This window comes from Paenibacillus radicibacter, from assembly GCF_024721995.1.
Classification (GTDB): domain Bacteria; phylum Bacillota; class Bacilli; order Paenibacillales; family NBRC-103111; genus Paenibacillus_AM; species Paenibacillus_AM radicibacter.
Window position 1 is genome coordinate 51526 of sequence record NZ_JANQBC010000014.1, and the last position, 18235, is coordinate 69760.

Below are 18235 nucleotides of genomic sequence, written 5' to 3' on the forward strand. Positions count from 1 at the left end.
AAAAAAGGTACTCCCATGATATTTAATGAGAAATACCCTAAATTGTTTAATTCAATTCCACAGAATGATTGATGTTAGTTCCTTCCGTATTATGACCCATTAGTCGATTTCGGTTATATACTTGTTCATTTCGTCAGATAATTAACGAATTCGGCCTTATCTTCTGGCTCCACGACTCCATTCTCTATATAATAGTCTTTCAATTCATCTTGAACGCTCTGCTCGGTTAACGGCACCTTGTGGCGGTATGCGGCACGCGAGATTACATGGGCGGCTACGGGAGCTGTCAAAAATACAAAGAAGATACCCAAAATGAGGCGAATGCTGAAAAAGCCTTCGGAAATTAAGAAATACAGCAATGTTCCAACGAGTACGCACAGCACGCCAAGAGTAGAACTTTTAGATGCAGCATGAGATCTAGTGTACACATCGGGTAACCGCACAATCCCAATCGCGCTGATCAAGCCAAAAATAGCTCCAATGAGAATAAGGACAGCCCCGACTATTTCACCGCCTACGTTCAATAACAACACCTCTTTCAATAAATCTGGCAAAGGCAACCGTTCCAATAAATGAAAGGATCCCGATCAGCAGTATAAGATCAAAGAAGGCATGCGTGTCCAACAGAACCGAGAACACGGCAGTACTGGCGATCAGATTAATACCAATGGAATCCAACGCTTGAACACGGTCTGCACTAGAAGGTCCTATAATAATCCGATATAAATTAGCTAGTATAGCCAGTACCAGAATACATAATGCAACGACCAACACCGTCTCAAATATCATTATCTCGTCACATCCTTTATCGCTTTTTCAAAAACAGATTTTGATTTTAATACAGAATCCATGGATTCTGGCATGTTCAGACCATGAATGTACATCTCCTTTGAATTAGGGGTTACCTCCATCACCACGGAGCCTGGTGTTAAGCAGATTAATAAGGATAGGAGCGTGATTTCCAAATCCCCCTCCAAATCCGTTTCTACCTTGAAAATACCTGGCTTAACATCGATTTTAGGACGGAGTACATGCTTCACGACCATCATCGCGGATATATTCAGTTCATGGATAAACAGAATAAACAGCTTGCCCATTGCGATTAGCGTAAATATATAAAACCGTGTATTAAAGAACCGGCGGATGCACAGTAAAATAAACAGACCAACAAAGTAACCACTTATAAAGCTTAAAATGCTCATTTCCTCTTGCAGAAACATCCATAAGTAGGCAATGAATATGTTGAGTAGTACCTGAACGGGCATGGCTGTTCCCTCCTTTATTCAAAAACGGCCTGAATATATAAACTTGGATTCAACAATTCCTCCGCAGCTTGGGTTACATAACCTGTAATTGCTTCAGCGCCGATTCCCATAGCAATACTAGCCACCGTGAGTAGAGCGATCGGAAACAATAAGCCTTTCGTCGTCCCCTTCTCCTCTTCTACACTTAGAATCGTTTCACCCCAAAATGCGTTCATAAACAATTTGATCATCGAGTACAGAATGAACAAGCTGGTCAGCAGCCCAATTCCTCCAAGCCAATAATGACCGGCCTCAAAGACGCCTTTCGTCGTAAATACTTTGCCAAGAAAGCCGCTTAACGGAGGAATGCCAACCATAGACAAAGCCGCGATAAAGAACATCCAACCTAACTGGGGATGATGACGAATCAAGCCGCTAATTTTCTTCAAATCACTTGTTCCTGTGAGATGAACAATCGTTCCCCCAATCAAAAAAACAAGCCCCTTAATTAGGATGTCGTGAATCAAATAATAAATAGATCCCGCTATGCCAGTGGTCGTTAAAGAGACGAGTCCTGCCATAATAAATCCGACACTTATGACCACATTATAGGTTAGTATTTTTCTCAAATCCCAAAAACCAATCGCACCGAGTCCGCCAAAAATCATCGAAAAAGCAGCTAATATCCCGATAACCAGATGAGTGATCTGCGGTTCATGGTAAAAAATAAGCGTAAACATTCTAAAAATGGCGTATATCCCCACCTTAGTGAGTAACGCAGCGAAAATAGCAGCGATTGCTGTTGGTGGGACGCTGTATGAACCCGGCAGCCAGAAATAGAGCAATAATCCGGCTTTCATGGCGAACACGATCAAGAACAATAATGCGACGGTCGTAATTAACCCATCCTGACCAATCTCTGCGATCCGGAGCGATAAATGGGCGAGGTTCAATGTGCCCGTCATCGAATATAAATAAGCTATCCCGATCAAGAAGAACGCCGATGCAATAATATTCATAAAAATATATTTCAGCGACTCGCGAAGCTGCCTCTGGGCACCTCCCATTGAAATTAGTACATAGGAAGAAACGAGAAACAATTCAAAAAAGACATATAAGTTGAACAAATCCCCTGTCAAGAACGAACCATTGACACCCGTAATCAAAAATAAAAATAGAGGGTAGAAATAAAGTTTCTCTTGTTTTCGGCCTATCGATGAAAAGGCATAGATGACACAGCATACCGAGACAATCGAGGTAGCCATGAGCAGCAAAGCACTGAACATATCGCCCACGAAACTAATACCGAAAGGCGCTTCCCAACCGCCCAACTGGATGGTTAGAATACCGCTGTCTTTAATTTGGTTCATCAATAGAACTGAAATGACACCGGTGACTAACAATGCAGCTAGACTAAGAATCCGTTGAAGACTTATATTTTTCTGAAATACAATAAGGACCATACCAGTCAACAGAGGAATGATAACTGGCGCGATCAACAAATTATTCATGCTCATTCCCCCTTAATTGCTCCATGTCATCCGTCCCGAAGTTTCGATAGGCGCGGTAACATAAAACGAGTACTAGTGCTGTCACGGCAAAATTAATGACGATCGCAGTTAAAACCAGTGCTTGGGGAATAGCATCCGTAAAGCCCGGAGCCGTTTCCCCAAGCAATGGGGCAGTCCCCATCTTCAATCCACCGGAAGTTATGATCAACAAATTGACTGCATGGCCAACAATCGAGACTCCGAGCACAATGCGCAGCATTTGCTTCGATAAAATTAAGTAGGTTCCAACGGAGATTAAGATACCGACCAATATGACCATTAATGTCTCCATATTAACGATCCTCACTAATGCTTAGAATAATATTGACTGCGGTGCCAATGACAGCTAGAGCGACTCCAGTATCAAAAATCAAAGCAGATGCGAGCTCAGTATCTCCAAAGATCGGCAAATCAAAATGACCGTAGGTCTGCGTTAAAAAAGATTTACCAAATACCACACCCATCGTTCCGGTTCCAATCGCAATTAACACACCGATCGCCGAAAGCTTCTTGAAATCAACTCGTATATTTTCCCTTACCTTCTCGACTCCAAAGGAAAGATACAGCAGGACAACAGCTGATGCCGTGCTTAGCCCTCCAATGAATCCCCCTCCCGGATGATGGTGACCGTTCATAAATAAATAGATCGAAAAGGTCGATATGATTACGGCAGCTACTTGGGTTACACTTTTCAATATCACATCATTCGTTTTCATATTGTTCCCTCCTTTTGGAGCGTTGATGAACCAATATATATACACCTAACCCTGCAATGGCGAACACGGATATTTCCAACATCGTATCGAAACCGCGGAAGTCCACTAATATTGCATTGACAATATTTTTGGCGCCTGCCAGCTCATAAGCATTTTCAAAAAACGATGTAATGGGTTCAAACAATTTATGTCCATTCGCGGACAACGCAAGCAAGGTTACCGTCAATCCCATCGCGATCGATATGATCAGGTTCATCAGCTTGAAAGGAATGCGTTCAATCCCTTTCTTCAGCTTAGGCAAATGGTAAAAGCATAGCAGGAACAGCAGTGTGCTCACTGTCTCCACCACCATTTGCGTCAATGCCAAGTCAGGTGCCCTGAAGATCACAAAGAACATAGAAACCATATAGCCTAACGCACCTAGTGCAACAATAGCCATGATTCGGTTACTGGCAAATAAAACTGTACATGCGGCGATTACCATCGCAAGCACAAGTCCGACATCAAAAATACTGATAGCTGCATGATTGGAAAAATCGAACCGGATACCATAAAGCAACAGAAGCGAGCTTACCAATACAATGACAAAGAATGAAAAAATGTAGATCAGATAATGTCTCAAGGAACCTGTCATATACTTGTTGGTTAGAGATGCCGAGAGCCTCTCCGTACCTGTTAATGCCTGATTGTACCAATGATTCAAAGTTAATCCTTGCGGATAATTACGCATAACCTGAATCCATTTTTTCGATGTTGTGAATAGAAGAAAACCGACAACAATTACCCCAAACGTCATCAACAGCTCCAAGTTAATCCCGTGCCATGCACTGATTTTCAGGTCATATGAAGACGCCTGCATCGTTGGTAAAACTGCAGTTAATGCTGGGCTCAGAATATACTTACCCAATACATTGGGGAAGAAGAAAATGAGTATCACAAGTATTGCCAAAATGACTGGCGAAATCAGCATTCCCCAAGGTGCTTCGTGCACTTTTCGTGTCAATTTTTCAGGACGATATTGTCCTCCAAACGTTTTGAAAATAAAAATCATGCAATAGATAAAAGTAAATATACTGGCTACCCAAGCAATGATCGGGAACAGGATACCTATGCTGCCCAGACCGAAAATACCAGCTTTTGACACATCATTCACCGCTGCAAAAAACATTTCCTTGCTTAAAAATCCGTTAAACGGCGGTAATCCCGCCATAGATAAACCGCCAATCAAAGCGATCGTGAACGTAATCGGCATAACTTGCATCAAACCACCTAAATAGCGAATATCCCGCCTGCCTGTCTCATGGTCTATAATACCGACAACCATAAACAAACTGCCTTTAAAGGTCGAGTGATTAAACAGATGGAACAAGGCGGCAAATCCAGCTACTGTAAAGATCGTGCCACTCTCACCAGGTCCATAATAGACGGCCAAAGAACCAACCCCAAGCAAGCACATGATTAATCCCAATTGACTAATTGTAGAATAAGCTAACATCGCCTTTAGATCGGTTTGTTTAAGCGCCGTCAAAGAACCATACAGCAACGTAATGATACCAATCCCGGCCACAAGCCAGAACCATACCGAACTCCCCCCGAAAATCGGAGTCATACGCGCCACTACATAAATACCAGCCTTGACCATTGTAGCCGAGTGAAGGTAACTACTCACCGGAGTTGGTGCCTCCATCGCGTCCGGTAACCAAATACCAAATGGAAATTGTGCCGATTTCGTAAATGCACCAAGCAAGATACATAGCATTGCAGGAATAAACAATACATGGCTTTGTATGACTTCCAAGCTCGCAATCATTTCCCGGATGCTGTAAGTATTCGCCATCATAATCAGAATAATAAACCCGGCTAGCATGCCGAATCCGCCAAGGACAGTAATCAATAGCGCCTTTAGGGCACCTTGGCGAGAGCTCTTACGCTCGTACCAATAGGAGATTAATAAGAAGGAAGAAACGCTGGTTAACTCCCAATATCCATACAGGACTAGGAGGTTATCCGAGAGTACTACCCCCAGCATTGCGCCCATGAACATGAGCAAATAAATATAGAAGTTATGGAGAGCCTCTCGAGCTTTAGACATATAGAATATGGAATACATAATGACTAAGCTGCCTACACCACTGATAAGAGTACCAAATAACAGGCTGAGTCCATCCACATAGAAGACAATATTCACATCAAGGGATGGAATCCAAGACAATGTGTATTTGTAGGTGCCACCAGCGGCTACACTAGGTATATACTGTGACAAATAGATAAAAATAGATAAGGGTACAAGTAAAACGAACCATCCTGTATGAACCCGGTGCTTGAAATACTTAAATAGGAAAGGAACAAGTATTGCACTCATAAATGGAAGAAAAATATAGGCATAGAACATAATCAAGCTTAAACCTCCTATTTCATGACTTCTGCTTCAGTAACTAGATGTTGACACTTGTTGGTACACAGCTTTAGTCTTACATAGTTTATCGAATCCTAAACAAACCTTGAGGTGAATTTTAAAATGATTAACGTATGTAATGAGAACATTCAATATAATGAGAGCATTCTTGTTTGCGTATTTTATGGTCCCAATAGCGAAAGACTAATCAAACGAGGCTGTGCAATCGCTAATATTATGAAAGCTCCGCTATATATATTGACCATTGATCCAAAACCATTCGATGCATTAGATGCCGAGAAGTTATTGTTCATCGAACAATGGAAAGATTATGCCCATTCTCACGCTACAGCTCAATTTATTATGAAGGATAATGAAAGCCGCCCTGTCTATAAGGTAATTGCAGAAGTAGCTAGAGAAAACAACATTACACAGATCATTCTTGGTCAGACGGCACACAGCCGTTGGGAACAAATTACAAAGGGGTCTATCATTAATTCTTTGGTGCGCGAGATTCCCTTTGTCGATCTGCATATCGTTTCCGTTGCCCGTTATATTCGGGATGAAGAAGGCAATTATCAAAAGGGAGTTCGTGCTTATTTGATCAAAGACGGCAAACAGTATCAGTTAAGTTTCAGTCACGGAAAAGAAACAGAATTTGAAGGGATTTTCTTTAAAGAAGTTGATACAGATTTCGACAACGGCATTTTCCGTTTTATAAGAGATGCTTCAACACTACATGTTCTTGTTAATGAAGGGATTGTCACTGAACTAACAAATGTAGATATGAATACAGTATTGGGTCTGACCGACGCTTTTAAATAAAAAGTTAATTGATAAATAGAGTTGACAACTATATAGTTAGGTACCATACTATATCTATGACCAATTTATTTCATGATTCAGCTGACATGCAACTTATCCCTACCCTTGCACAGACGAAGCGTCAGATTGAGCGTTACGGACTCGACGTTGACGCGCAAGCTGTGCTCGTTGCCGCAAGATTGATGACCGCAGGCGCTAAACTAGGAAATGCCGCGGACATCCACTTCGCCCGATTCGGATTATCGACAGGACGATATCGGCTGCTAGCAGACCTCGAAGATAATGAAGGTGAAGAGCTGCCCTCGCAGCTTGCGGAGAATCTCGGCGTAACACGCGCCACTGTAACAGGTTTAATTGACATTCTAGAGCGAGATGGTCTTGTATCTCGACGATCCAGTTCCATTGACGGCCGTCAGAAATCCGTCCTCTTAACAGAGCTCGGTGCAAAAAAGCTGCGCGACATGGCTTCAGAGCACTTTGCCAGACTTGAAACGATGGTCGGCTCGCTCACCATTGAGGAGCGCACCTTGTTCCTCGACTTGTTAGGACGTGTGACTCGGGGCATATCGGCGCTGACAGACGAATGAAAGGACACCGGGCTAGTCCAGCTAGCCCATATATTCCACCTTATAATTAGGTGCCTAACCACTTAAAGTTTAGGTAGTTTTTTTAAAAACTGATAGTTAGGCGGCTAATTACATACTCTACGAAGCATATTGGGAAAGAAAGGTGTTGCGTATGCACAACAGAAATAACCCTACCCCGGTAGTGAAAATTTATGGTGAACAGTCCAGCAAGACGTGGAAGCAATCCTTCATCTTATGGCGCGAATTGATTCCTGCGTATCTCGGCCCTACCATTATGGCTGGGATTGGAGGATTTATCACCGCTGATAAAGTGCTACAAATCCGGGCACTCACAACAATTGGAGGATCTTCATTGCTAATTGCATTATTCATGGGCCTTTGGCTTCTTTCCCGCCGTCCCCGTAAACAGTGGTTCGTGCGTGCACCCCGCCTTCTCGTTACCTTGGCGTTTACTATCAGTGGTGCTTTGTTCGGACTGCTGACGGCTTGGGGATTAGAAACTTTGCTGCCCTTCTTTCTACCAAACAACCACTACCTCTGGTTAAGCAAGGTCCAGTTTGATTTCCCGTTATCCAGTGCGATCGCTTGTGCGACGATGTCGTGGCGGTGGAGAGGTACTCTCTCGAAATAATAAAATTCATTCACTTTAGTTAAGGAGCGAATTTCATATGATCGTAATTTTAGGAGCAACAGGAACGATTGGTAACACACTTGTAAGACGACTTTCAGCCCTTGGACTACCCACCCGAGCATTAAGTCGGGAGCCAGACAAGCTTCGAGCCCGACTCTCTGACTTGGATATGACAAATATTGAAATCCGCACAGCAGATGCGTATGACTCGGAATCGATGCTTCGTGCCTTGCAGGGTGCCGAGCAACTATTCCTTGCGTTGTCCAACTGCCCTGATCAAGTTGCTCTCGAGACTTCTATTATCCAAATAGCCGTTCAAGCCGGCATCAAGCATATCTTCAAAATCTCAAGTCCCATCTATGATCCTCGTTCGCCTGTCACTGTTGCGAGTTGGCATGGCGAAATCGAGCTTGTGCTAGCAGAGTCCGGTTTGACCTATACCATCCTGCGTCCTTATGCATTTATGCAGAATCTACTGAGGCTAACACCAACGATTTCTACCCAAGATACGTTCTTCGGCTGCATAGGTGACGCGCCATGCAACTTTGTTGACTCCCGTGATATTGCCGATGTTGCTGCCGCAGCACTGACGGATCCCGAAGTAGCTGGCCGTATCTATACGTTGACAGGCGCTCGAACGTTCACCTATCCTGAGATTGCCGAACATTTGTCGTCTCTACTTCAACGTCCGATTCAATTCATTCATTTACCACCTGAAATACTTCGTTCTGATCTAATCGAACACGGGCATATGCCATCTTGGCTTGCGGACCATGTCGTTGAAATTCAAACGATGTCGGCCGTGATCAATGAGCAACCGACGGATACCGTTGAACGTATATTAGGTCGAGAACCGCGGAGGCTGGAAGCTTTTCTTCAAGAACATATCGGCTATTTTCAACCACGACTATAAAATGTTTGATATCTTATAAGCAATCCTATAGAGCATGAAAAGAGCCATTCAGCAGAATGGCTCTTTTATCTTTTTATCCCTATATAATCAGCGCAAACTTTAATCTTTAATTCAACTCCACGATACGATTCATATCCGTTCCTTCCGTATTATGACCCATGAGTCTATTGAATAAGAACTTAGCCATCTTGAACATGTTGCCGGAATCCCAGTACTCGGCAGTGTCCGTTTTAACTTTGATGAGAACGAGGTTCGGATCATCGTATGTGGTTTCCAGTAGTTGCTCGTAAGCGAGGTTCCATAACTCTTTCACCCTCTCGGAACTTTCCACGAGCTCCGCTTCACCGCGAATCGAGACATAAGAATTACCCACATAGGCTACGTTAACTTGCTTGTTGTGCACCAATTCATGAAATTTACCCGTATCTTTCTTGGTCAGGAACCACAGGTTACCGTCGGAATCGACATCTTGGGTCTTCATGGGGCGCGAAACTAAACCATCTTCCGATACCGTCGTGAGCATCGCGATGTCAATCCCTTTAATCAATTCCTTAACCTTCTCTATCGCTTCTTGCTTATCAGAGGTTGGATTCATTGTCTTATTCACTCTTTCGATTTGTATTTTTGCTAATTTATTATGTGAAATACTCTAGTTTTGCTTCTGGAAAGAACTTTTCCATATAAGTTTGAAGATTACTTTTAATATCCGCTTCTTCTTCTTTTTGATAGATGTATTTGCCTATTCCGTATTTCCCCCATTTGTATCTTCTTCTATCTTCATCCAATTCCAACTTCGTCATCGGATAATTCTTTTCAATCACTTTTTTGGCTGGTTTCGTAAAACGATGCTGGATAAACTCAAACGTCAGATCTTTCTTCGCCTCAGGCGGCAATTCAGCTGCTAATCTTTCAAACATCTGATAATAGCCTTCCTCCCAACCTTCATGCAGGTAGATCGGAGCTACGATAAATCCAAGTGGATATCCCGCTCTTGCAACTTTTCCAGCAGCTTCAATTCTTTTGCTTAACGGCGATGTCCCTGGCTCGAAATTTTTGATCACATAATCAGCATTGACACTGAATCGAAATCTTGTTTTTCCGTTATGCTTGGCATCGAGCAAGTGATCCACATGATGAAATTTGGTAACAAATCGTAGCTTTCCGTACTCCGATTTTCCAAAATGCTCAATTGCCCGTTTAAGTGAATGGGTCAAATGATCAATCCCTACAATGTCTGAAGTACATGAAGCTTCGAATCTTGTAATTTCCGGAGCACGTTCTTCCATGTATTTATCCGCAGCTTCAAGGATTTCTTCTACGTTTACATATGTACGGATATAGGGCTTGCTTCCCATCGTCGTTTGTAAATAGCAGTAATGACAATGTCCCATACAACCTGTTGCAAAAGGAATCGCATATTCCGCGGAAGGCTTCGATGTATCGAATTTAAGCGTTTTTCTGATCCCAACAACGAGCGTCGATTTGGCAACCCGATATTGTTGAAATTCATTGTCACCTGGAAGATTTCTAATTTGATTATGGGAAGTTGTGAATCGAATTTCCATATCCATTTTCTCGAATTTTTCTTTTAGCTCAATGCCTAATTGATAGTTCAATGCATCAGGTTCAAAGTACACAAGCTTAGGCGTAAATGGCTCAATCATTCGAGAACCCCATCTGAAAAACTTCCATAGTAGTAATCGTATGCTTCGTCTGCCTCTTCTTTTGACGAATAAATAGCCATGTCGTTAGTTAAAGGGTAATAGTTTTCATAAACAAATATAGCAAGTTCATTCGAATTTTCGGGATGATTCACAACAGCAGCTGCCTGTATGTTCGCTACATCTTGGGTATGTGGATTTCTATAGAAAATATAGACGACATCTCCTGCTTTGTGCGAGTGTTCATAATACATGGAGTCACCTTCTTCTTCATGTTAAAAAGCGGTTTAGTGTTAACATGAATTCTTTCCTTGCGTGCACAAATATATTCTTCACTTATATGAAACCTACTATATAGACCAATTAAGTTCGTCCCCCCACTAACCTGACAAGTCGCTGGGCAAGTGACATCAAAGGCCAGCATAACAAGACGAGTCCAACGGCAATTATGGTGTAAGGACGAGAATGTATGGCTAATATGAAAATATTACGACCGAGCGGCGCTAAGAATACAACTACGAAAAGTCCAATCATTGTCATAACAAGCGCGATCTTAGCCGCATTTAGGGGTCTTGCAACCCGGGTTAATACAACTAAGCTAGACCCACCAAGGACAATAACCGCAAGTGTACGGGCTTCAAGATTAGCTAAACCGTTATATTTGGCATACAAGAACATGGCAGTAGTCATACTCGCAAGAATAATTCCATATGGTATTGCATGTCGTAGTACCCTTCGCAAAAAACCGTGGTTTACTCGCTCCTGATTCGGGAATAACGCTAAGAAGAATGCTGGAATACCAATGTTGACACTGCCAATGAGCGTCACATGGATCGGTAAGATCGGATAGGGCATTAGGATACAAGTGAAGATAAGCGCTAGCGTCAGCGCATAGATAGTCTTCGTCACGAAGAGAACGGACACTTTCTCTAAGTTGTTGATTATTTTACGGCCTTCTGCTACAACTCGAGGTAATACGCTGAAATCCGATGTTAGCAGGACGAGCTGCGATACCGCCTTCGCCGCATCTGAACCGTTCGCCATCGCGATCCCGCAATCCGCTTCTTTGAGAGCAAGCACATCATTAACACCATCCCCCGTCATAGCAACAGTGTGCCCTTTTGACTGTAGACCCTGAACAAGTAATTTCTTCTGATGCGGGGAGACCCTACCGAAGACGGTATAATTCTCCGTTGCAAGGCCGAGTGCTACAGGATCTTCAGGCAAAGTTCTTGCATCAATATATCGCTCTGCACCTTGCACCCCTGCTCGAGTCGCAACTGCAGATACCGTAACCGGATTATCCCCGGAAATGATCTTAATCGTAACCCCTTCTTCTGCAAAATAACGCAGCGCTTCCGGTGCCTCCTCGCGAATGCGATCAGCAATTAACAACATCGCAACCATACGCGGCTGACTAATCTCATCTTGGGCAAACACCATCTCATCAACTTGCGCAAGCACAAGTACCCGTCTGCCTTGAGCAGCTTCCCGCTCTACAACATCTTGAACCTGCTCATATTTCTCTTGCAATACCATCTCAGGAGCACCTAACACCCAAGCACCTTCTGATGCAAAAGCAGCTCCGCTCCATTTTTTATCCGAGGAAAAAGGTACTTTGTGCGTCACTTCAAGCTCAGACACTACCGGATAACGATCCAATATGGCCTGCTGCGTCGGATTCATACTCGGCAGTGCATGAACGATGCCTGTAAGTACTTTCTCTACATGTGCGACTGGATCTTGCGAGATTGGTAGCACATCTACCAGTTCAAGATTACCCTCTGTAATCGTCCCCGTCTTATCCAGACAGAGTACATCCACGCGTGCAAGCACCTCAGTAGCTGGAAGCTCTTGCACCAAGGTATCGTACTTCGCAAGTCTTGCAATCGCCACAACAAAAGTCGCACTTGTGAGTAGAACTAAACCTTCAGGCACCATGCTTACAATCCCCGACACAGTTGCAACTACAGCTGATTGCCACGATTCATTAGCGAACCACAACTGCGTAAGAACAAGCATGATTCCAACCGGAAAAACCAACCACATAATGACTCTAAACAGTCGATTGACCGCACCTTGCAGCTCAGAATTGATTCGCTTGAACTTTTTCGCTTCATTCGCAAGTTTCGCCGCATAAGTATTTACTCCTACTTTCGTCACCTTCGCATAGCCGCTACCCGCTACTACGAAACTGCCAGCTAGGATCTCAGTCCCACTCGGCTTACCAACAGAATCTGCTTCACCTGTAAGCATCGATTCATCCACCTCGAGCATACCGCCTTCGAGTACCTCGCCATCGGCCGCAATTCGGTCACCAGATTTTAGAATCATGATATCATCTATGACGAGTTCTTCTGGAGTAATTGCTTGATCTCGACTGCTGCGCAGCACATGAACTTTACTTACATGAAGAACTGACAACTTCTCTAATGTGGATTTTGCTCGAAGTTCCTGAAACAAGCCAATCAAAGTATTGGAGATAACAACCCCCACAAACAGCGTATTTTTCGGTGAACCGGCAATGAATACCGCTGTCGCAAGAATCACATTCAAGAAATTGAACGTCGTAATTAGATGGGTGCGAAAAATTTGCCCCACAGTCCGAGAAGGTGCTTTTGGCAGCTTATTTACTTGCCCTTGCTCAATGCGGATACGTACTTCATCGTCTGTCAGTCCCGTTCTCATGGTGTCAATCATCCTCCGGATACAGATGAACTGCTTTCACTTTGTATGTATTTTCAGATTAAAACGGTTTAATGTTAATATGAATTTTTTCCTTACGTGAACAAATATATTCTTTATCTATGCGACCTCACAATTAAAACGCGAGACAAAACTTGAATCATAGTTTTGTCTCGCGTTTTTAAGTTAGCGTATTTATAGATTATTTACTTTACCTCATTGTTATAAAAATCATATAACTGATCAATAGATGAACTGGACAATAGAGGAATCGCTCTCTCAATCATTTCTCTATCCCAATCAAACCAACGCATTTCCATCAGTTTATTAATTTCTGAATCGGTGAAACGCTTCTTAATTTCTTTTGCGGGATTACCACCAACTATTGTATAGGGTGGAACGTCTTTAGAGACTACAGATCCTGCGGCAACGATTGCACCTTCACCAATTGTAACGCCAGGCATGATGATCGCATTCATACCAATCCAGGCATCGCTTTTAATGATGGTATCACCCTTTGGTTCGTATGATTGTTCTATCTGCTCGGCAAATGGATAAACGGTAATCCATTCAGGATGGTGGTTATGATTGCCTCCCATTAGAATGACAACGCCACTTGCAATACAAACATAATTTCCAATAATTAGTTTGTCTAGGTGCCAACCAAACTGTTCAATAGGGTTGAACAATTCCTGGGATCTAGCATCACCCCATAAATACCTTACACAACCATCTTCAAAATTGTGATTTCCATAATACCCCGAGTAATAGGAGTACTCCCCTACTTCAATGAGTGGATTTGTCACTATATCTTTCAAATACTTGATTTCAGACCAATGATTAAATAATGGATGATTCATAACGATATACCTCGCTTCTAAGTATTGTAGATTCTACGGCTTACTTAGAAGCGTAATACGACAGCGACATTTTTAATCTTTTTCAACCGACGAGTCATGTTGTTCAGCCTCTCTCTTATTGTGACGGATTGCCAAGCCATGGGCTATTCCCATATTAACATAATTGAAAAGTTAACTGAAACATGACATAGACTCGCCTTTCTTTACATAGCTACTTTCTAGCACCCAATGATACTATTACACGTCGAAAAAAAACAAAGACAGCCAATTCCAAGACTTGGCTGTCTTCCCATCTCTATCTCTTCATTCACTATTTACTCGTGCTTAATACCATCTTTTCAATCAAAGCCATCGCCTGTTCCTTCGTTACATCTGGATCCTGGATCATCAGACTGTAACGCAGTCCTTGTTCATCCCATGTGAACGCACGAATTTGTTCCATATATTCGCCCTTTGTACCACGAATTTTAATTTCCTCGGCATCTAAAGTTCCGCTGCCTTCTGGCGTTGGAAAGATAGTCATTTCATAGTAAGGTGTATTGTCTTTCTCGTAATAAGCCGTTACTTCATTGCGATTCAAATCACCCTTAAGCTCTGTTAGTTCCAGCTTTACTAATTTCAAATCATGATCTACTGGCAATAGAAAAGGTTTGCCAAGCGCAGCTTCAGCTTCCGAAGTTGTTACGGCTTTAACCGCTGGCATCAGATCACTGATCGGTGTCTTTTTCACATGTTCAGGTAGGTTCAGTACGAATGTATCTGCAGCAAATGTTGGTGAGAATTGAATATCTGTATATTCAAATTCCACACGTGCTGTACCATTATAGGAAATAGATTTGAGAATGAACCATGTTTTTTGATCAATCCAAAGATCCATGTTTCCCATTAACGTCTTCTCCTTACTTTCCCTTACCTTGATATGATAGGTATCTTTTCCAAGTATCTTCTCTTCATTAACGACCTCGAAATTGTGCGTAGTCTTCATTTTATCCAGCATCGATACGAGCTGTTCGCGCTGCGAAAGTGCAGTTGGCAGAACATCCTCACCCACTTCTATGATCAATGCTGTTTCTTTAGCTTTATCATAAGAAATAATCTGTTTCCCGTCATTGACCGTAATCGTCTGATTTCCATTCGTCGTCATTTCTGATTTTTTCTTATGATTTGACGAATCCACCCACTCACTAAACGTTGCATCCTCTGTGAGCTTATCTTTGTCAAAGAAACGAAAAGTTCCTTTTCCCGTATAGGATTCCACTTGCTTCCCCTTCTCTAGCGCCTTGGTCACAATATCGGTTGAAGACGCTCCAATCTGCTCTGAACACCCTGTCATGAATAATCCTGCTGCTAAACTTCCGATTAATAGTACTTGTCTCATCATTACCTTCTCATCCTCTTTTCTCTGTATCTGTCTTCTCAGGCAGCCATACGGCTACCAATGTGCCATAACCGGGAGCAGACCACAGTCGGATATCACCTTGGTGCTGATCCATTACGATCTTCGCTATGCTAAGCCCAAGTCCGGCATAACCTGCTTTTGATTTTGTACGTGCTGCATCAATCTGATAGAAAGGTTCGAACACTCTCGACTGATCCTGCTTATCAATCGCTTTCCCTTGATTCTGGACAATAAGAATTACTCCATCCGTGTGCCAGTTCATCATTTCATTACGTAGTGATGGGAATATCCACTCTGGCATCTGATATTCATTCGAAAATGCCCCTAGCCAAATCCTATCTCCAGGCTGTGTATAGCGAATAGCGTTACTCATCACATTATCAACCACACGGGTCAATTGGGCGACATTCACACGGAACACACCCGTTACACTGCTTTCCTCAGCGAGATGTATGTGCTTCTTCGCACACAGCTCATCGTAACCACCACTTAACAACATATCGAACAATTCTTCGCCATCTGCTTCAATAAGCTCCATCTGATGATTCGACGATCGCAAGACAGCATACATCGTGAGATCATCCAACATATGTTTCATGTAAGTAATCTTATCGAGTATGAGCGACGAATACTCTCTTTTCTCTTGATCATTAATCCTTCTCTGATCCGTAAGCAGCTCAGCGTATGCACTTATGGCAGTGAGTGGTGTTTTCAAATCATGCGATAAAGCTGCAACGATAAACTCTTTCTCCTGCTGTTCCGTTTTTACTTGTAACCTCGCTGCTTCGATCTCTTCACGCATGACTCTAAAATGATTGATCAACTGCCCTACTTCATCATTCGCACGATGCCGAATCGGTTCTACAGGCTGATTGTGAGCAAAAGCAGTCATCTGGTTCATAAGTTGTCTTATCGGTCGATTCAATTTACGATTTAATAATGTAACAACACTTCCATACAAAATGGCGAAGAATAATCCAAGTAGGCTAACAAGCCATGCCGTTCGATGTTCGACGCCCTGTATCCATTGCTCTCGGGCAATCGTAATCTCGTAAATCCCAATCATCTTCGAACCATCAAATACAGGCTTTTTCACGATATAACTGCTATAGTTTTTCTGCAAATCATACATACGACTGTATAACCTCTCCTTATTTTCTCGATTAAAGGTAGGTGTCAAAGAATCCTTTAATGAAGTAAAGAGCAACAGTCCATCCGAGCGATAAAGATTAATTTTGACCGTATTGCTAGTTAACTGGGTAAGGGGCTCATACTGCTTCTGAGACTGAAATTCATATAGGGAGATGTTCTGAAGCACCTTTTCCATATTGGCGATTCGCTGGGAAACTGACATATACTCGAGCAGATCCTGTTTCTGGTCATACTGGCTTAGCTGCATATAGAGTGTATATATTGCTGCAAGAGGGAGAATCATCACAACCACGAAAGCAGTCAGCATCCAATGTTTGACTTTCATTGCAGTTGTTCCCCAATAAATCGATACCCGCTTCCCCACACAGTTTGAATGAATTTAGCCTCCCGCTTTGTATCCATTAACTTGGATCGCAAACTTTTCACATGTACCGTTACCGTGTTGTTTCCATCCGAATCCACTTGCTGCCACACATGTTCATACAACTCCTTTTTGGAAAAGGTTGTGAACGGATGACGTGCCATAAGTAGCACGAGTGCCATTTCCTTAGCCGTCAGCATCAATTCTTGCCCTTCAAGAAAAACTCGCTGTTTCTTAAAGTCAATTGAGAGCTGGTATGTATAGAATGTACACTCCGATTCTTGAGCAGCGCTGTCCTGATATCTGTGAAATCGCCGCAAATGTGATTCCACTCGTGCGTTCAATTCCGCCAAACTAAACGGCTTTGTCACATAATCGTCTGCTCCTAGATCCAAGCCGCGCACCTTATGTACATCTTCTTGATAGGCGCTAATAATAAGCATGGGCACATCGCTGATCAGGCGAATATTTTTACATAACGTAAATCCATCCATTTCTGGCAGCATCAGATCAACAAGTACGATATCATATGGATCTCGATTGAAATCTTCCCAGCCTTCTACACCGGTAGAAGACCAGGTGACGGTATAGCCTCTTCTTCTTAAATCATCGCGTACGATACAAGCGATTTCCGGATCGTCTTCCACCAAAAGTACATGAGCTGCTTGTTTCATTGTGTGTTCCCTCTCCCTGTGTCTATTATAAAATCGTTAATGAACGTTCCTCATAATTTTAGAAATACTTTATAAATGCAAAAAAGCTAAAAGAAATGACTCCTCATTCAAGCAGGCGCCATTTCTTAGCCATTGAAAAACTAGAGTCATTATTATCGTAACTATCTCGTCCTATTATATAGCAGACTTGAAGCAACTTTGCGAACCAATCCAGGAATAAAGAACAACGGATAAAGCAGCAGGAACAGATTAGGAATCCACCACGTAAGGTCACAATCCCCTTTGATAACCCAGAATGAAATGGCCTGTAGTCCCGAACAGGAAGTAAGAACTAGTGAAATCAGTACTAGTGGTAGCCAACTTGCATTGGACTTTCGATAATAATAAAGACTCATTAACCCTGTTACGGATATCAGGACATCAAGTGGAAAGAAAGACCAGTTCCAGGTAACAAGCAGCTTGTTATTGTAATCCTGGTACGCATAACTTGGTGGAATCAAATGAAAGTATGTAACAAACCAATATAAAAGAAACGCTATATCCGTAAATAAAAGTAATCCCCTTAGTTTACCGCTCATTTTA

General features: G+C 42.6%; 20 protein-coding genes. 4 read left to right on the top strand and 16 right to left on the bottom strand.

The genetic code is table 11. From position 1 onward, the window contains the following. Positions 1 to 125: 125 nt before the first annotated feature. From NV379_RS22455 to NV379_RS22485, 7 genes are read right to left on the bottom strand one after another with little or no spacing between them, the layout of a single operon-like run. Positions 126 to 524: a Na+/H+ antiporter subunit G gene (locus NV379_RS22455; RefSeq protein ID WP_258209576.1), complete on the bottom strand. Its 399-nt coding sequence runs from the start codon at positions 522 to 524 to the stop codon at positions 126 to 128. Beyond that, positions 508 to 789, bottom strand: coding sequence for a Na(+)/H(+) antiporter subunit F1 (locus NV379_RS22460; RefSeq protein ID WP_258209577.1), 282 nt, complete (start codon positions 787 to 789; stop codon positions 508 to 510). Before NV379_RS22460 ends, NV379_RS22455 begins: the two co-directional genes overlap by 17 nt. Further along, the gene (locus tag NV379_RS22465) at positions 789 to 1265 is read right to left on the bottom strand and encodes a Na+/H+ antiporter subunit E (protein ID WP_258209578.1); all 477 of its coding nucleotides are present in this window, start codon (positions 1263 to 1265) and stop codon (positions 789 to 791) included. The genes NV379_RS22460 and NV379_RS22465 overlap by 1 nt, the downstream gene beginning before the upstream one ends. Before the next feature lie 14 nt (positions 1266 to 1279). After that, on the bottom strand, positions 1280 to 2755 hold the full coding sequence (locus tag NV379_RS22470) for a Na+/H+ antiporter subunit D (protein ID WP_258209579.1): 1476 nt from the start codon (positions 2753 to 2755) through the stop codon (positions 1280 to 1282). Then, complete coding sequence (locus tag NV379_RS22475; RefSeq protein ID WP_258209580.1) at positions 2748 to 3086, bottom strand: Na(+)/H(+) antiporter subunit C; 339 nt, start codon at positions 3084 to 3086, stop codon at positions 2748 to 2750. The genes NV379_RS22470 and NV379_RS22475 overlap by 8 nt, the downstream gene beginning before the upstream one ends. Position 3087: 1 nt before the next feature. Beyond that, entirely contained in the window at positions 3088 to 3510 is a 423-nt protein-coding gene (locus tag NV379_RS22480; RefSeq protein WP_258209581.1) for a Na(+)/H(+) antiporter subunit B, read from the bottom strand. After that, positions 3497 to 5902, bottom strand: coding sequence for a Na+/H+ antiporter subunit A (locus tag NV379_RS22485; RefSeq protein WP_258209689.1), 2406 nt, complete (start codon positions 5900 to 5902; stop codon positions 3497 to 3499). The genes NV379_RS22480 and NV379_RS22485 overlap by 14 nt, the downstream gene beginning before the upstream one ends. Positions 5903 to 6028: 126 nt before the next feature. Between NV379_RS22485 and NV379_RS22490 the strand changes: the two genes are divergently transcribed. The 4 genes from NV379_RS22490 to NV379_RS22505 all read left to right on the top strand — a co-directional run bounded on the left by NV379_RS22490 (position 6029) and on the right by NV379_RS22505 (position 8861). After that, the gene (locus NV379_RS22490) at positions 6029 to 6730 is read left to right on the top strand and encodes a universal stress protein (RefSeq protein WP_258209582.1); all 702 of its coding nucleotides are present in this window, start codon (positions 6029 to 6031) and stop codon (positions 6728 to 6730) included. Positions 6731 to 6786: 56 nt separating this feature from the next. Continuing rightward, the gene (locus NV379_RS22495; RefSeq protein WP_258209583.1) at positions 6787 to 7317 is read left to right on the top strand and encodes a MarR family winged helix-turn-helix transcriptional regulator; all 531 of its coding nucleotides are present in this window, start codon (positions 6787 to 6789) and stop codon (positions 7315 to 7317) included. 151 nt (positions 7318 to 7468) lie between these two features. Then, a complete protein-coding gene (locus NV379_RS22500) occupies positions 7469 to 7948 on the top strand; it encodes a hypothetical protein (RefSeq protein ID WP_258209584.1) in 480 nt (159 codons plus the stop codon). 37 nt (positions 7949 to 7985) lie between these two features. Next, the gene (locus NV379_RS22505) at positions 7986 to 8861 is read left to right on the top strand and encodes an SDR family oxidoreductase (RefSeq protein WP_258209585.1); all 876 of its coding nucleotides are present in this window, start codon (positions 7986 to 7988) and stop codon (positions 8859 to 8861) included. Positions 8862 to 8967: 106 nt separating this feature from the next. Here the strand turns inward: NV379_RS22505 and NV379_RS22510 are convergent, their stop codons facing one another. From NV379_RS22510 to NV379_RS22550, 9 genes are all read right to left on the bottom strand, one after another. Continuing rightward, positions 8968 to 9456, bottom strand: coding sequence for a pyridoxamine 5'-phosphate oxidase family protein (locus NV379_RS22510; RefSeq protein WP_258209586.1), 489 nt, complete (start codon positions 9454 to 9456; stop codon positions 8968 to 8970). Positions 9457 to 9496: 40 nt separating this feature from the next. Continuing rightward, positions 9497 to 10525: a spore photoproduct lyase gene (splB, locus tag NV379_RS22515; protein ID WP_258209587.1), complete on the bottom strand. Its 1029-nt coding sequence runs from the start codon at positions 10523 to 10525 to the stop codon at positions 9497 to 9499. Next, positions 10522 to 10776 (bottom strand): transcriptional regulator SplA domain-containing protein, encoded by a 255-nt coding sequence (locus NV379_RS22520; protein ID WP_258209588.1) that lies wholly within the window; start codon positions 10774 to 10776, stop codon positions 10522 to 10524. Before NV379_RS22520 ends, splB begins: the two co-directional genes overlap by 4 nt. Before the next feature lie 109 nt (positions 10777 to 10885). Continuing rightward, positions 10886 to 13222 carry an HAD-IC family P-type ATPase gene (locus tag NV379_RS22525; protein WP_258209589.1) on the bottom strand — a complete coding sequence of 779 codons (2337 nt, stop codon included), beginning with the start codon at positions 13220 to 13222 and terminating at the stop codon, positions 10886 to 10888. A gap of 191 nt (positions 13223 to 13413) precedes the next feature. Beyond that, positions 13414 to 14067, bottom strand: coding sequence for a CatB-related O-acetyltransferase (locus NV379_RS22530; RefSeq protein WP_258209590.1), 654 nt, complete (start codon positions 14065 to 14067; stop codon positions 13414 to 13416). Positions 14068 to 14377: 310 nt separating this feature from the next. Further along, positions 14378 to 15448, bottom strand: coding sequence for a LolA family protein (locus tag NV379_RS22535; protein WP_258209591.1), 1071 nt, complete (start codon positions 15446 to 15448; stop codon positions 14378 to 14380). Positions 15449 to 15455: 7 nt separating this feature from the next. Continuing rightward, positions 15456 to 16943, bottom strand: coding sequence for a sensor histidine kinase (locus NV379_RS22540; protein ID WP_258209592.1), 1488 nt, complete (start codon positions 16941 to 16943; stop codon positions 15456 to 15458). Further along, positions 16940 to 17653, bottom strand: coding sequence for a response regulator transcription factor (locus NV379_RS22545; RefSeq protein WP_258209593.1), 714 nt, complete (start codon positions 17651 to 17653; stop codon positions 16940 to 16942). The genes NV379_RS22540 and NV379_RS22545 overlap by 4 nt, the downstream gene beginning before the upstream one ends. A gap of 161 nt (positions 17654 to 17814) precedes the next feature. Further along, positions 17815 to 18231: a DUF5360 family protein gene (locus NV379_RS22550; protein ID WP_258209594.1), complete on the bottom strand. Its 417-nt coding sequence runs from the start codon at positions 18229 to 18231 to the stop codon at positions 17815 to 17817. Positions 18232 to 18235: the final 4 nt, after the last annotated feature.

Bases quoted from the DNA above. Each gene is read 5' to 3' on its own strand.
- NV379_RS22460 (WP_258209577.1), bottom strand. From the start codon at position 789: ATGATATTTGAGACGGTGTTGGTCGTTGCATTATGTATTCTGGTACTG.
- NV379_RS22465 (WP_258209578.1), bottom strand. From the start codon at position 1,265: ATGCCCGTTCAGGTACTACTCAACATATTCATTGCCTACTTATGGATG.
- NV379_RS22470 (WP_258209579.1), bottom strand. From the start codon at position 2,755: ATGAATAATTTGTTGATCGCGCCAGTTATCATTCCTCTGTTGACTGGT.
- NV379_RS22475 (WP_258209580.1), bottom strand. From the start codon at position 3,086: ATGGAGACATTAATGGTCATATTGGTCGGTATCTTAATCTCCGTTGGA.
- NV379_RS22480 (WP_258209581.1), bottom strand. From the start codon at position 3,510: ATGAAAACGAATGATGTGATATTGAAAAGTGTAACCCAAGTAGCTGCC.
- NV379_RS22485 (WP_258209689.1), bottom strand. From the start codon at position 5,902: ATGTTCTATGCCTATATTTTTCTTCCATTTATGAGTGCAATACTTGTT.
- NV379_RS22490 (WP_258209582.1), top strand. From the start codon at position 6,029: ATGATTAACGTATGTAATGAGAACATTCAATATAATGAGAGCATTCTT.
- NV379_RS22495 (WP_258209583.1), top strand. From the start codon at position 6,787: ATGACCAATTTATTTCATGATTCAGCTGACATGCAACTTATCCCTACC.
- NV379_RS22500 (WP_258209584.1), top strand. From the start codon at position 7,469: ATGCACAACAGAAATAACCCTACCCCGGTAGTGAAAATTTATGGTGAA.
- NV379_RS22505 (WP_258209585.1), top strand. From the start codon at position 7,986: ATGATCGTAATTTTAGGAGCAACAGGAACGATTGGTAACACACTTGTA.
- NV379_RS22510 (WP_258209586.1), bottom strand. From the start codon at position 9,456: ATGAATCCAACCTCTGATAAGCAAGAAGCGATAGAGAAGGTTAAGGAA.
- splB (WP_258209587.1), bottom strand. From the start codon at position 10,525: ATGATTGAGCCATTTACGCCTAAGCTTGTGTACTTTGAACCTGATGCA.
- NV379_RS22520 (WP_258209588.1), bottom strand. From the start codon at position 10,776: ATGTATTATGAACACTCGCACAAAGCAGGAGATGTCGTCTATATTTTC.
- NV379_RS22525 (WP_258209589.1), bottom strand. From the start codon at position 13,222: ATGATTGACACCATGAGAACGGGACTGACAGACGATGAAGTACGTATC.
- NV379_RS22530 (WP_258209590.1), bottom strand. From the start codon at position 14,067: ATGAATCATCCATTATTTAATCATTGGTCTGAAATCAAGTATTTGAAA.
- NV379_RS22535 (WP_258209591.1), bottom strand. From the start codon at position 15,448: ATGATGAGACAAGTACTATTAATCGGAAGTTTAGCAGCAGGATTATTC.
- NV379_RS22540 (WP_258209592.1), bottom strand. From the start codon at position 16,943: ATGAAAGTCAAACATTGGATGCTGACTGCTTTCGTGGTTGTGATGATT.
- NV379_RS22545 (WP_258209593.1), bottom strand. From the start codon at position 17,653: ATGAAACAAGCAGCTCATGTACTTTTGGTGGAAGACGATCCGGAAATC.
- NV379_RS22550 (WP_258209594.1), bottom strand. From the start codon at position 18,231: ATGAGCGGTAAACTAAGGGGATTACTTTTATTTACGGATATAGCGTTT.